Annotated in this window: 9 protein-coding genes and 1 pseudogene; 3 read left to right on the top strand and 7 right to left on the bottom strand. The window is 64.2% G+C overall.

Translation table 11 applies throughout. The features are described 5' to 3' along the window. Nucleotides 1–15 precede the first annotated feature (15 nt). Together U5O12_RS02800 and U5O12_RS02795 are read right to left on the bottom strand one after the other, a co-directional pair. Nucleotides 16–1659 carry a ShlB/FhaC/HecB family hemolysin secretion/activation protein gene (locus tag U5O12_RS02800; RefSeq protein WP_322577166.1) on the bottom strand — a complete coding sequence of 548 codons (1644 nt, stop codon included), beginning with the start codon at nucleotides 1657–1659 and terminating at the stop codon, nucleotides 16–18. Nucleotides 1660–2128: 469 nt separating this feature from the next. Next, nucleotides 2129–3298, bottom strand: coding sequence for an MFS transporter (locus U5O12_RS02795; RefSeq protein ID WP_322577165.1), 1170 nt, complete (start codon nucleotides 3296–3298; stop codon nucleotides 2129–2131). 179 nt (nucleotides 3299–3477) lie between these two features. Between U5O12_RS02795 and U5O12_RS02790 the strand changes: the two genes are divergently transcribed. The 3 genes from U5O12_RS02790 to U5O12_RS02780 are packed head-to-tail and all read left to right on the top strand — an operon-like array spanning nucleotide 3478 to nucleotide 6880. Then, complete coding sequence (locus U5O12_RS02790) at nucleotides 3478–4818, top strand: glutamine synthetase family protein (RefSeq protein WP_322577164.1); 1341 nt, start codon at nucleotides 3478–3480, stop codon at nucleotides 4816–4818. Nucleotides 4819–4832: 14 nt separating this feature from the next. Next, complete coding sequence (locus U5O12_RS02785; protein WP_322577163.1) at nucleotides 4833–6206, top strand: aspartate aminotransferase family protein; 1374 nt, start codon at nucleotides 4833–4835, stop codon at nucleotides 6204–6206. Next, the gene (locus tag U5O12_RS02780; protein WP_322577162.1) at nucleotides 6203–6880 is read left to right on the top strand and encodes a GntR family transcriptional regulator; all 678 of its coding nucleotides are present in this window, start codon (nucleotides 6203–6205) and stop codon (nucleotides 6878–6880) included. The genes U5O12_RS02785 and U5O12_RS02780 overlap by 4 nt, the downstream gene beginning before the upstream one ends. Before the next feature lie 100 nt (nucleotides 6881–6980). Here the strand turns inward: U5O12_RS02780 and U5O12_RS02775 are convergent, their stop codons facing one another. From U5O12_RS02775 to U5O12_RS02755, 5 genes and pseudogenes are all read right to left on the bottom strand, one after another. Next, nucleotides 6981–8495 (bottom strand): CoA-acylating methylmalonate-semialdehyde dehydrogenase, encoded by a 1515-nt coding sequence (locus U5O12_RS02775; RefSeq protein WP_322577161.1) that lies wholly within the window; start codon nucleotides 8493–8495, stop codon nucleotides 6981–6983. Between the two features lie 19 nt (nucleotides 8496–8514). Next, nucleotides 8515–9334 (bottom strand): annotated as a pseudogene (iolB, locus tag U5O12_RS02770) (5-deoxy-glucuronate isomerase). An 18-nt stretch (nucleotides 9335–9352) separates the two neighbouring features. Then, complete coding sequence (gene iolE, locus U5O12_RS02765; RefSeq protein WP_322577160.1) at nucleotides 9353–10279, bottom strand: myo-inosose-2 dehydratase; 927 nt, start codon at nucleotides 10277–10279, stop codon at nucleotides 9353–9355. A 23-nt stretch (nucleotides 10280–10302) separates the two neighbouring features. Continuing rightward, nucleotides 10303–12180: a 3D-(3,5/4)-trihydroxycyclohexane-1,2-dione acylhydrolase (decyclizing) gene (gene iolD, locus U5O12_RS02760; protein ID WP_322577159.1), complete on the bottom strand. Its 1878-nt coding sequence runs from the start codon at nucleotides 12178–12180 to the stop codon at nucleotides 10303–10305. 61 nt (nucleotides 12181–12241) lie between these two features. Then, a complete protein-coding gene (locus U5O12_RS02755; RefSeq protein ID WP_322577158.1) occupies nucleotides 12242–14197 on the bottom strand; it encodes a bifunctional 5-dehydro-2-deoxygluconokinase/5-dehydro-2-deoxyphosphogluconate aldolase in 1956 nt (651 codons plus the stop codon). Nucleotides 14198–14201 lie beyond the last annotated feature (4 nt).

Genomic DNA, 14201 nt, shown 5'->3' with positions numbered 1-14201 from the left:
GGTGCAGCTCGACAATCAGAAAAACTTCGCCGCCTGGAGCCAGAATCTCCAGGCGGCGTCGGGGGCAGAGGTAGCCGTTTCATCGCCCACCTTGAAGGCGCAATAGGCAGTCGCTGTCCATTTGTTGGGGCTGCTGTAATTCAGCCCCACGCCCACACCACTCAGGGTCCTGCGCTTCGTGCTGGTGCCAGCGTCCCACGGAGACTTGTTGGCAGTCTCTGTACCGGTGTCCACAAATGCCACGGCTTGGGCCGATCCGGCAAGGTAGTTCGACAAAGCCGGCCACGGCATTCTTGCTTCCAGGGTCAGGACAAAGCCCTCGTCACCACTGGCTTCGCCTGCGGGGTAAGCGCGAACGCCACCGGTGCCACCGAGGCTGAATTTCTCCGAAGCGTCCAGATTCTTGGAGGCCCATTGCCCGTTGAGGCTCAGGTACAGGCTGCGCTTCTGGGCAAGCTCTTGTTGCAAGGCAACGCCGTAGACCAGCTTCTCATAGGCCCCATTGCTTTGCGCGGTGATGGCGTCGTTGTTTCGGGTGGTGGCGTCTTGCAAAGACATAGTGCCCAGTGCCCACGCCGCGTTGTACTGCCAAGCCCGCTGGCCCGCCGCATCCTGCAGGTCGCCCTTCAGCCCGAGGGTGTGAATGCGTGCGTTCTTGGACGCCTGGCTGGGCGAACCGCCACCGGTGCGGTCGCTGAAGTCCTTGTAGTCCACCGACCACTGTGCGCTCAAGTTCTGCTGGCGCGAGCGCAGCAAGGGGTAGCTGGCAAACGCGGAACCGGTTTGCGCCGTCCCACTGGATTCCAGACGGGCAAACGCGCCGCCCAGTTGGTAATAGAGGCTGCTGGTGGCCAGCCCAAGCGTGAAAGGGCCCATCAAGGTTTGGTAGGCAAAACGGCCATACGACAGCCCCTCCCCCGAGGTCAACAGCCGGGCCGATGCCATATCGCCGCTGCCCGTGGGCTCGTTGACATAGAGCGTAGCCCCCACCCGGTAGGCACCCGTGTAATGGTTGCCTTGGTTATCCAACTCCAGGCTGCCGCCCATTTTGGGCCCCGCCGACAGTTGCACCACCACATCGGCCGTGCCGGGTGTGGAACCCGGGCGCAGGGTGGAGCGCGCGAGCACACCCGGGAGGTCACTGAGCAACAAAATCCGCCGTTCGAGCTCTGCCTGCGTCACCGGGCTGGCGTCCTGCAATCCGGCCAGCAGGCTAGACGCGGTGCGGTCAGACGCCTCAGAGGCGTTGTTCAACTCCACCTGCCCCACACGCCCCTCCAGCACCTTCAGCTGCACCATGCCGTTGGTGATCTCTTGGGCTGGCACCAAGGCTTGCGCCAAGAAGTAGCCCCGCTCGCGGTAGTAGCTGCTGACCTTGGCCGCCAACTGACGCAATTCGCCCAGCGTGTAGGCGCGGCCGGCAACGAACCCGCTGGCCTGGACCAGCTCAAGTGTGGTGAACACCTCGTTGCCAGCCAAGGTGAGCGCCTCAACAAGAACCTTGGGCCCACTGGAATCTACCGGAAGCGGCGCCTGCGGTGCAGCCTGCTGAATGTCTGGCTGCTTGGTGGACACACTGGGCGAGGCGGGAATCTGCTGCAGCTGCGTACTCGCATTGGGCGCTTGCTGAGCCCGTGGCGCCGTTGCGGTGGCAAGCACAAAGGAGCCCAACAGCAGAGACGGGAAAAGGTGTGTAGGGGGCACAGCTGAAGCAAAATTGGGTCGTATTTCTTGCTAGCACCGACCTCAGCGGAGGCGCTTGCAAGGGTTCGGGCAGGTAGTGTACGAGAGCAAATTCAATGGAATCAACGTGGAAAGCGCGCCTTGGGTAAACCCGCGAAGGCCCGACTGGACTACTGCTTGGAAGGCTAGGTTGAACGTGGGGTGCATGGCAAGGTACTTGTTCACGTTTTTGGCAAAAGTACGCCATGTGATGCGGACGACCAACGGACTTTGATCATCTGGGTTGGCCGGGTGCGCACCCATCGAGACGGCCGCGACGCAATCAATCCGAGCGGCCCCCGATACGCGAGAACTCAAGCAGCCGCTTCACAACGGGCAAATGACTGCCGTGGCTCGAATAAAGCATCAAATCTGACTCTAGACCCTATAAAACCTGCGCCACCAGCTATCTTTTTAATAGCAATCCAACCATCACAACACCCACCACAGCCGCAAACCACATCAGCGCCACGCTGCTGGTCGCGGTCATGGCGCCACCGGCTACCACCGGGCCGACGACGGCGCTGAGTGAATAGGCCATGGAGAGGCTGCTGACGTTCCAGGCCATGTCGGGCGTGGGGGTCTTGGTGGCGGCAATCAGTGCCAGGGTGAGGAAGGCGGTGATCAACCCGCCCAGCACAAACATGGTGGCAAAGGCAACGGGCACGTCGGGCAGGCACGCCAGCAATGCCGCAGCCAAGGCGGTGCCCAGTGCAGCCAAGGCGCCAGCGGCACGCAGGCCCCAGTGGTCGGCCATCCAGCCCACGGGGTATTGCAGCAGCAAGCCACCCAACCCGAAGGCGGTGAGCAAGTGGGCGATGCCTTCGGCCTCAAACCCGCGGTCGCCCGCGAACACGGCAAACAGGCCCGCCAGCGCAGACTCCAGCATGCCACCACACAGCGCAATCAGCAGCCCTTGCTTAAAGATGCGATGCGGCCACGCCGCGCGGGCGGACTGGGGCCAGCTGTTGATGTGGTGCGCCTCTTCCACCGGCGGCGTGCGGGCAAATGCCAACGGCACCAGTGCCGACACGGTAAAGCCCACGCCCACCCACAAAATGGTGTGGCCTTGCACACCCACCCAGGCAGCAATGGCCGGGGCGACCACGGGGGCGGCGGCAATCAGCGTTTCATGAAAACCCACCAAACGCCCGCGTGCATGGGCGGGAGCGATGTTGTAGAGCCAGGGCTCCAGCCCCACCCAGCGCAGGCCCATGCCCAGGCCAGCCAGAAAGCCGCAAACCAAATACGCAGGCCAGGGCCATGACGCAACCGGCACCCATGCCATGCCCCCCAGCGCCACCACCGAGCCAGCCAGCCCCACCACCACCACGGTGCGCGCACCCCAGTGGCGGCATAGCCAGGGCGCAAGGCCCAGGCCAGGCATTTGCCCCATCCACAAGGACGCGGCAAAAAAGCCCAGCTGCGCTGCACTCAAGCCCTTTAGCGCCAGCCACACCGGCACGATGACAAAGATGATGCCGAACTGCCCGATCTGGGCCAGAGTGGAGACAGTGTTGAGGGCGGTGATCGTGCGCCAGTCGTAGGCGGGAGAGGCGGGCGAGGAACTGGACATAGAACAAAACTGAAAGCGGGGGTGGGAGTCTAGCCGCCCCGCGCAGGCAGACTCATACGCCAACTTTTTAGATCACATACAAGCTATTTTTTCGATTAATTGGCTATCTTTTTAGATTTGTGATCATAAATTAAAGTCGCCGCACTAGAATTTACTCATCTCCACTCCCCACCAAACCCATGTCCAGCCCCAGCACCATCGAAGCCTTTTTGACCCAGCACCGCATCCACGAGGTGGAGTGCGTCATCCCCGACATGACGGGCATAGCGCGGGGAAAGATCCTGCCGCGCGACCTGTTTTTGGCGGCGGGGGAAATGCGCATTCCCAAAAGCGTGCTGCTCAATACGGTGAATGGCCAGCAGCCCGACAACGGCCCCTATGTGGGCGACACCGATCCCGACATGGTGTGCCTGCCCGATGTGAGCACCGCCCGCGTGGTGCCATGGGCGGCCGAGCCAGTGGCAGTAGTCATTCACGACTGCCAGGAGTGGGACGGCAGCCCGGTGCAAATCTCGCCGCGCGGCGTGCTGCGCCGCGTGCTCAAGTTGTATGAGGCGCGTGGCTGGACGCCGGTGGTGGCGCCCGAGATGGAGTTCTACCTGGTGGCCCGCCAGCAAAACCCGCACGAGCCACTGCAGCCGCCCCTGGGCCGCACCGGCAAGCCCGAGGCGGGGCGGCAGAGTTATTCGATTGACGCGGTCAACGACTTCGACCCCTTCTTCATGGAGCTGTCCAGCTTTTGCAAGCAGCACAACCTGGGCGTGGAGACGCTGATCCACGAGGCCGGCCCCGGCCAGATGGAGATCAACTTCAGCCATGGCAATGCGCTGGAGCTGGCGGACCGGGTGTTTTTGTTTAAGCGCACTGTGCGCGAGACGGCGCTGCGCCACGGCATTTTTGCCACCTTCATGGCCAAGCCCATGGAGCAGGAGCCGGGCAGCGCCATGCACATCCACCAAAGCATTCTGGATGCGGATGGCAACAACATCTTCAGCCTGCCCGATGGCTCGGCCAGCCCGCTGTTCGGGCAGTGCATTGCGGGGCTGCAGGCCTACATTCCGCAGCTCATGCCCATGTTTGCGCCGTATGTGAATTCGTATCGGCGGCTCTCGCCCTTTATGTCGGCGCCCATCAATGTGCGCTGGGGGCATGACAACCGCACCTGCGGCATTCGCGTGCCCAAGTCCAGCCCGGCCAACCGCCGGATAGAAAACCGCGTGCCTGGCGTGGACGTGAACCCCTACCTCGCCATGGCCGCCACGCTGGCCTGCTGCTACTTAGGCATGACCGAGGGCCTGACGCCCAGCGCCCCCACCACCGACAGCGCCTGGAACGTGAGCCACGAGCTGCCGCGCCACCTGGAAGACGCGATTGCCTCCATGCGCAGCTGCGAGCCCATGCGCGAGGTGCTGGGCGCCGGCTTTGTGGACGCCTTTTGCGCGGTGAAGGAGCTGGAGTACGCCACCTACAACCGCGTGATCAGCTCTTGGGAGCGCGAGCATTTGTTGCTGTTGGTGTAAGCGGGGGACTCGCCATGATACAGACACCCGCCTTGCGCCAACTGGACCCGCAACGCCTGCGCGACGTGCGCGAACACGAGCGCGCGGCCTACGCATCTGCCAACCCCACGTCACACGCCCTGTCGCAAAGGGCTTCCAAGCACCTGATGTTTGGTGTGCCCCTGCACTGGATGAGCGACTGGTCCACACCCTTCCCGCTGCACCTGGCCCACGCGCAAGGCGCGCGGCTGACCGACGCCGACGGCCACCACTACGTCGACTTTTGCCTGGGCGACACCGGCGCCATGTTCGGCCACAGCCCGCCCGCCGTGGCGCGCGCCATTGCTGCGCAGGCGGCGCAAGGCATCACCACCATGCTGCCCGGTGAAAACGGCGTGTGGGTGGCCGAGGAGCTGGCCCGCCGCTTCGGGCTGCCGGTGTGGCAGTTTGCGCTCTCAGCATCCGACGCCAACCGCTTTGCCATCCGCTGGGCGCGTGCGCTCACGGGGCGCACGCAGGTGTTGATCTTCAATGGCTGCTACCACGGTACGGTGGACGATGTGTTTGTGGACCTGGTGGACGGCCAGCCCCGCACGCGCGACAGCCTGCTGGGTCAGGTGGTGGACATCACCCGCACCACGCGCAGCGTGGAGTTCAACGACCTGGCCGCGCTGGAAGCGGCGCTGGCCGATGGGCAGGTAGCCTGCCTGCTGGCCGAGCCGGCCATGACCAACATCGGCATGGTGCTGCCCGAGCCCGGCTTTTGGGATGCGGCGCAGGCCCTGTGCCGCCGCTACGGCACGCTGCTGCTGATCGACGAAACCCACACCATCAGCACCGGGCCCGGCGGCTACACCCGTGCCCACGGCCTGCAGCCGGACTTGCTGGTGCTGGGCAAACCCGTGGCTGGTGGCGTGCCCTGCGCGGTGTACGGCTTCAGTGCCGAGGCAGCTGAGCGCGCCGAGGCAGCCAAGCGCAACGCGCCACCCGGCCACAGCGGCATAGGCACCACACTGACCGCCAATCTGCTGACCATGGCCGCCATGCGCGCCAACCTGGCTGAGGTGATGACGGACGCGGCCTACGCCCATATGTTCACGCTGGCTACCCGCTTGGCGGATGGCCTGCGCGCCATGATTGCGCGCCACGGCTTGGGCTGGTGCGTCACGCAAGTGGGCGCGCGCACCGAGTTCCAGTTCACCCCCACGCCGCCGCGCAACGGCAGCGAGGCGGACCGCATCCTGAACCCGGCGCTGGAGCAGAACATCCACCTCTACCTGCTGAACCGGGGCCTGGTGATCACGCCCTTCCACAACATGATGCTGGTCTGCCCCGATACCACGGCCGACGATGTGGACCGCCTGGTGGCCGGCATGGAAGCGTTTGTGGTGGACACTATCGCGCCATGAGCGAAGCCCCCACTACAGAAGTGATCAGCAGCACCGAGCAGGACCGCGTGTACACCACGCTGCGGCAGTGGATCACGGTGGGCCGATTTTTGCCCGGCGAGCGGCTCAAAATCCGCACCGTGGCGGCCGACATGGGCGTGGGCCAGATGCCGGTGCGCGCGGCCTTGCAGCGCCTGGCTGCCGAGGGTGCGCTCATCAATGTGCCCAACGCCGGGGTGACAGTGCCCAAGCTCTCGTTGCCCGAGTTTGATGACCTGCTGCAAACGCGCATGATGCTCGAAGGCGAAGCCGCCGAACGTGGCAGCCTGCGACTGGATGCGGCGCAGATTGCCACCCTGCAAGGCTGGAGCGCCGACATGGCCGCAGCCCTGCAAGCGGGTGACGCCAAGCGCTACTTGGACATCAACGAAGATTTCCATGTGCTGCTCTACAAGGCCGCCGGCTCGCCCCTGCTGTTTCAGCTGATAGACACCCTGTGGCTGCGCGCCGGCCCCATTTCCAACCGCCTGTTTGACACGCCTGCTGCCAGTGCCGTGCTCAACGACGCCCACGACGACCTGGTGCAAGCCCTGCAAAAGCGCGACAGCGCTGCGGTGCGTCGCGCGGTGGAACGCGACATCTTTGTGGCGGGACAGTTTTTACGCGCGGCGTGTGGGGACAAGAAACGCAAATAAAAATGGCGACTCCGTAGAGTCGCCATTTTTGCTATCAAACCAGTAGCTGCTCGCGCAGCGTTTATAAGGGCCAGAGGCCAATTTGGCTCTGAAATGACCCTTATTTTGCCGTCGGCATCACAAACTCAGCGCCCTTGCCAATGCTCTCGGGCCAGCGCTGCATGATGGACTTTTGCTTGGTGTAGAAGCGCACGCCCTCTTCGCCGTAGGCGTGCATGTCGCCAAACAGGCTCTTCTTCCAGCCCCCAAAACCGTGCCAGGCCATGGGCACCGGAATCGGCACGTTGATGCCCACCATGCCCACTTGCACGCGGCGGCTGAACTCGCGCGCCACGTTGCCGTCGCGGGTGAAGCAGGCCACGCCGTTGCCGAACTCGTGGTCGTTGATGAGCTGCAGCGCCTTGGCAAAGTCGGGCACGCGCACACAGGCGAGCACGGGGCCGAAGATTTCTTCCTTGTAGATGCGCATCTCGGGCGTTACGTGGTCGAACAGTGTGCCGCCCAGCCAGAAGCCCTCTCCACAGCCTTCGCCGGCTTGCTTGCCATCAAAGCCGCGGCCGTCGGCCAGCAGGGTGGCGCCCTCTTGCACACCCAGATCGATATAGCCGCTAATGCGGGCATGCGCAGCTTTGGTAACGATGGGGCCCATTTCGGCCGCGAGGTTGGTGCCGTTGAGCACCTTGAGCGTCTTGGTACGTTCCAGCAGTTTGGGGATGACCTTGTCCGCCACATCGCCCACCAGCACCGCCACGCTGATGGCCATGCAGCGCTCGCCGGCGGAACCGTAGCCTGCGCCAATGAGGGCGTCCACCACCTGGTCCACATCCGCATCGGGCATGACCACCATGTGGTTCTTGGCGCCGCCCAGGGCCTGCACGCGCTTGCCGTGGTGGGCGCCGGTCTCGTAGATGTAGTTGGCAATGGGGGTGGAGCCCACAAAGCTCACGGCCTTCACATCCGGGTGCACCAGCAGTGCATCCACGGCTTCCTTGTCGCCTTGCACGACGTTGAACACGCCATCGGGCAAACCGGCTTTCTTCAACAGGTCCGCAATAAACAGGCTGGGGGACGGGTCAATCGGGCTGGGCTTGAGCACAAAGGTATTGCCCGCCGCAATGGCCACGGGGAACATCCACGCGGGCACCATGACCGGGAAGTTGAACGGCGTGATGCCAGCCACCACGCCCAGCGGCTGGCGCAGGGTCCAGTTGTCGATGCCGGTGGACACCTGGTCCGTGAAGTCGCCCTTCAGCAGCTGCGGAATGCCGCAAGCGAACTCAACGATATCAATGCCGCGGGACACCTCGCCCTGCGCGTCGGTAAACACCTTGCCGTGCTCGGCGGTGATCATGCGGGCCAAGGCGTCCTTATGCTCGTTCAACAACTGCAAGAAGTTGAACATGATGCGCGCGCGGCGGATGGGCGGCGTGTCTGACCAAGCGGGAAAAGCCGCTTGCGCTGCAGCCACCGCAGCGTTGACCTCTGCCCCGTTGGCAAGCGCTACCGAGCCGGTGACCTGGCCGGTGGCGGGGTTGAAGACATCCTGGGCGCAGCCGCTGGTGCCGGGGGTGACCTGGCCGTGGATGTAGTGGGAGATGGCAGTAATTGGGGACATGCAGTGTTTCTGGAAAAGGTCAGATGTTGGCGGTGGGGGCCAGCATCCATTCATGGGCAGGGTCGTTCTTGAAGACCCAGAAGCGGTTGGGACCCGCCATCACGTTCAGGTAATACGAGTCGTAGCCGTGGGGTGCGACCACCGGGTGGTAGCCCTTGGGCACCATGACCACGTCGTGGTTCTCGACCGCGCAAGCCTCGTCGATGCTGCGGTCGTCGGTGTAGACGCGCTGAAAGGCAAAGCCCTGCGGCGGGTTGAGGCGGTGGTAGTAGGTTTCTTCCAGCAGCGTCTCCACAGGCGGCTGCTCCACGTCGTGCTTGTGGGGTGGGTAGCTGCTGCTGTGGCTGGCGGGCGTCATCACCTCCACCACCAGCAGGTGGGCGGCAGTGGGGTCGTCGTGCGGCAGGATGTCGCACACATAGCGGGTGTTGGTGCCCTTGCCGCGCACGCTGCGGCGCATGGTGGCGGGGTCGATCACGCGCACGGTGCGGTCCTTGGGCGTCGCTGGGTGCGGTGCACAGACCGACTTCCGCATTGCTTACGCCGCGCAGCGTGACCGTCTTGCCGGCGGGCACGTACACCGCGGCGGGCGACTTCTCATCAAACACGCTGTCGCGGGTACCGAGGTTGGCGTAGGTGGTGCCATCCACCGTCACATCCACCAAGCCTGTGAGCACTACCACGCACAGCTCACGTGCGCCGCTAGCTACGATTTCTGTAGCACCAGCCTCGAGGCGCACAGCGCGGAAGCCCACGTGCGTCCAGCCCGCACGCTCGGGGGTGACATTGACAATCTCGCGGCCCGTGGGCGCGGCTTTGGCTAAGAGGGGGCTGACCATGGTGGTGTCCTTTGCAGATCAGGCGAGGCTTTTGACCAGACCGCTGAGCGTCTCGTAGCCCTTCTTCGCGTACTGGTAGCTGGGCGCCACCGCCGGGTCTTGCTCGGCTTCCACCACCAGCCAGCCTTCGTAGCCAGCATCGCGCAGCACCTTGAGGGCGGCTGCGTAGTCGATGGTGCCGTCGCCGGGCACGGTGAAGGTGCCGTTGAGCACGCCGTGCAAAAAGCTCCAGCCGTCGTTGCGAGCCTGGGCAATCACCGGGGTGCGCACATCCTTGCAGTGCACATGCACCACGCGCTTGACGTGCTTTTTGAGCAGGGCCACCGGGTCGGCAGCTCCACCAAAATAGGCGTGGCCGGTGTCGTAAAGCAAGAAAACTTTGGCGGGGTCGGTCAGGGTCATCAGCTTGTCGATGTCGGCCGGGGACTCCACATAGGCGCCCATGTGGTGGTGGTAGGCCAACTTGATGCCGTAGGTCTGGATGAGGTGCTCGCCGAAGGCGTTCAGGCGCTCGGCGTAGCCCTGCCACAGCGCCTCGCTGGCGAACTGGGGGCGCTTGTTGACGGGAGTGTCCATCTGGCCTTGCACGGTGCCTGCGCACTCGCCATAGACCACCACCTTCACACCGTTGTATTGCAGCTTGCTCATGTGGGCCTTGCAGCGCTCGATTTCAGCGGCCACAGCGTCAGCATTGCTCTGTCCCGGCTCGACTTCAGCAAGAAAGCCGGAGTACCAGCCGGACACGCAGGCCAAGCCGTACTCGTCGAGCTTGGCTTTGAGCGCGGGGCCGTCTTTGGGGAATTTGTTGCCCAACTCAAAGCCGACGTAACCGATTTCCTTACCTTCACGCAGCGCGGTTTCCAGTGGCGTTTCGCCACCCAGTGAGGGCATGTCGTCGTTGAACCAAGAGATAGGGTTGATGCCGATTTGTACGTTCCAGGTCATGGCAATAAGGCTTTCTTTAAAGATCAAATACGTTGCGTTTGTTGACCCGCCAGATAGCCGGCATAGGCGTCGCGCACGGCAGGCCGTGCAGACACCTCAGGAATGGCGACCTCCCACCAGCAGCCACCGTCGGTGGTGCGGGTGTGGGTGGTGTCGATGACGATCACCTGGGTGCGCTTGGCCTGACGCGCTTGCACCATGGCGGCTTTGAGCTCGGCTACGTCTTTCACGTGCACGGCGTCAGCCCCCATGGAGCGGGCATGCATGGCGAAGTCAATGGTGCTGCGCTCCCCGCCCTCGGGCACGCAGTCGTCCAGCAGGTTGTTGAAGGCAGGGCTGCCGGTGGCTGTTTGGAGGCGCTGGATGCAGCCGTAGCCCCGGTTGTCCAGCACCACCACGATGATCTTCTTGCCCAGCATCACCGAGGTCGCCAGCTCGGAGTTGGCCATCATGTAGGAGCCGTCGCCCACCAGCACAATGCTCTCTTGGTCGGGGCGGGCCATCTTGACGCCCAAGCCCCCGGCCACTTCGTAGCCCATGCAGGAGTAGCCGTACTCCATGTGGTAGTTGCCCGGCCGCCCCGCGCGCCACAGCTTGTGCAGTTCGGCAGGCAAGGTGCCGGCAGCACACAAGGCCACATCGTGCTGCGCGCTGTCCAGGCCCAGCACAGTGGCCGAGTCGCGCACCGCGCCAATCACCTCCGCGTCATAGGGCAGCATGTCTTTGGGGACATGGGTGGTCAGCTCGGTGATGCGGGCGTTGGCCGCAGCGGCTTGCTGGTGGGCGCGGGCGGTCCACGCGGCATCAGCCGCCCAGCCCTGCAAACCGGCTTGTAGCTGGCCCAGGCCCACCCGGGCATCGGCCACCAGCGCGGTGCCACTCCATTTGCCGGCGTCGTAGGGTTGTACGTTCAGGCTCAGCAGCTTGGCCTGCGGGAACAGCGCATGCGATCCGGTGGTGAAGTCTTGCAGGCGGGTGCCCACGGCAAACACCACATCGGCTTCGCGGGCCATGTCGTTCGCCCACGAGACGCCGTCCACCCCAATCGCACCGAGATTCAGCGGGTGGTCCCACGGCAGGCTGCTCTTGCCGCCATGCGACTCCACGACAGGAATGCCATGCGCCTCGGCAAAGGCGCGCAGTGCGGCCCACGCCTGGCTGTAAAGCACGCCACCACCGGCCACGATAAGCGGGCGCTTGGCGGTGCGCAGCAGTGCCGCCGCGTTGGCCAGCTCGCGCGTGTCTGCAGGCGGGCGGCGGAAACGGAGCACGTCGGGGTGCAAGAAGTCCTCCGGGCAATCAAAGGCCATGGCCTGCACGTCCTGCGGGAGCGAGAGGCAGGCCGGGCCGCAGTTGGCGGGGTCGGTCATCATCTGCACCGCACGCGGCAAGGCCGTCAGGATGTGCTCGGGGCGGGTCAGGCGGTCGAAGTAGCGGGTGACGGGGCGGAAGCAGTCACTGGCGCTCACGTCACCCTGGGCAAAGCTCTCAATCTGCTGCAGCACCGGGTCGGGCCGGCGGTTGGCAAAGATGTCACCGGGCAAGAGCAGCACGGGCAGGCGGTTGACATGGGCCACTGCAGCGGCCGTCACCAGGTTGGTCGCGCCGGGGCCAATGCTGGTGGACACCGCCATGATGCGTTGGCGAAACTGCGCTTTGGAAAACGCAATCGCCGCGTGCGCCATGGTCTGCTCGTTGTGGGCGCGGTAGGTGGGCAAACGGCTGCGCTCGGCGGCCAGGGCCTCACCCAGGCCCGCCACATTGCCGTGGCCAAAGATGGTGAACACGCCACCGCAGTAAGGTTCTACGGTCGTGGTGCCATCGAGGTGCTCGACCTCGGATTGCAACGAAGCCAGGTGCTGCACCAGCGCCTGGGCCATCGTGAGTCGGATGTGTTTCATAGGAATCAAAGAATACTTTTCCCCTTAGCACTTTTCTCTTTCACCTCCAATCCACAGGCAGCTAGGCAGCTGCGCGGGATGCGGTGTGGCGGCTCTGCCAGGCATCGACCAGCACGGCGAAGTTGTGGGCGACGGCTTGCACCAGTTCGGCATCGGTCATTTCACCCTTGAACCAGCGGGTGGAGGCATCCACCCACAGGGTGCGGCCGACCATGAAGCCTTTGACGATGGGGTTGGTGGCCTGGGCAAAACTGGCGGCCAAAAAGTCCAGCGGCTGGTTCAAACCCAGAATGACGGCACCACGGCAATGGCGGTCGCGTTCGGCTACCAGCGCTTCCAGGTCGCGCCAGCCTTGCGCTTGCATGGGCGCCAGCTTCCACCACTCGGGTTTGACGCCCAGGTTGTAAAAGCGCTTGACCGCACGCAGCACCGCCGCGTCGGCCGTGCCATCCGGGGTGAGCGCACGGGGGGGAATGATTTCGAGCAGCAGCTCGTTGCCGGACTGGCGCGTGGCTTCCCACAGCTCCAGCACCGTTTGCTCTTGCGCCAGGCGCAGGCTGAATTCGTCATCCGGGTGGTAGTGCACCAGGCACTTGACCACATGCTCGGTGGGCCAGTGCGTGAGGGCACTGCCAATCGAGCGCGTGCCATCAAAACGCAGGGGGCGCGAACCAGGCAACTCCACCGGGCGGCCCACCCACCAGCCCCTTCCCGTGGCGCTGGCCAGGGCATCGGCACCATAGTCGCCACCGTCGATCAGCACGCCAGTGTGGCCTTGCAACTGGCGGCTGCGCTCGACCTGCTCTGCCGCTTGCACCAGCAGCTTTTTGAGGGCTGGAATACGCGACTCGGACACCCCGCAAGCGCGGGTGATGTCGTAGAACTGGCTGCGGTGGTCAAAAGCCATGACGCACAGCTCGCTCCAGCTCGGGCGGGCGGCGGTGACGCGGTGCAGGTGCGCCAGTTGTTGATCGGCATCGACCTTGGGGTTGCGCGTGCCGCCAAACCAATGGTCCAGCTCGGCCGGGGTGGGCATGGCGGCCGAACAGGCGTGGCGCGAGACCACGATGGCTCCGCAGGCGTTGGCCACTTTGGTGGACTCCGCCCAGTCTTTGCCCTGCAGCAGGCTGGCCATCAGGCCCGACAAAAAGGCATCGCCCGCACCCAGCACATTGAGCACTTCCACACGTTCGCCACGGTAAGTTGGTGCGGCGTCTATGTCGCTGGGCACCGCGCCTTCGATCACGCAGCAACCCAAGGCCCCGCGCTTGACCACCAGTGTGGACTGGGGGCACAGGGCACGTACGGCGCGCAGGCTGGCAATGAGGTCATGGGCAACGCCGCCGGCAATCAGAAATTCTTCTTCAGTGCCAACCAACATGTCAAACAAAGGCAGGCTTTGCTGCAGTTGCTGCGTGACACCTGCGTTGTCTACAAATCGGTTCTCGCCCGCGCCCCGCGACGTCAGGCCCCACAACACAGGGCGGTAGTCGATATCGAGCACCGTCACCGTGCCGTGCGCGCGTGCAAATTGCAGCGCCTTGTGGGCCGCAGCGCGGGTGCCAGGGGTCGAGAGGTGGGTGCCGGTAATGGCCAGTGCGCGGCATTGGGCGATAAAGCCTTCATCGATGCCTGCCGCGTCAATGGCCATGTCGGCGCAGTTCTCGCGCACGAACAACAAAGGAAAGGTGTCGCGGTCTTTGAGGCCCAGCAACACCAGCGCAGTCAGGCGCTCGGGGTCGATCTGCACCTGGCTGGTGTCGCAGCCTTCTGAACTCAGGGTCTCCAGCAGAAAGCGCCCCATTTGTTCGTTGCCCACGCGCGAGATCATGGCGCTTTTGCACCCCAGGCGGGCCACCCCAAACGCCAGGTTGGCAGAACTGCCACCCAGGTACTTGGCCATGCTGCGCGCATCTTCCAGCCGGGAGCCGAATTGCTCGGCATACAGGTCGACGGCCAAGCGGCCCATGCAGGCCAGGTCGTAGGTTCGACCCTGCGGAAATTTCAAATGTGTCATGGTG

This window comes from Rhodoferax sp. (assembly GCF_034519335.1).
In the GTDB taxonomy this organism is placed as follows: Bacteria; Pseudomonadota; Gammaproteobacteria; order Burkholderiales; family Burkholderiaceae_C; genus Allorhodoferax.
This window is presented reverse-complemented; position numbering and strand designations above follow the sequence as displayed.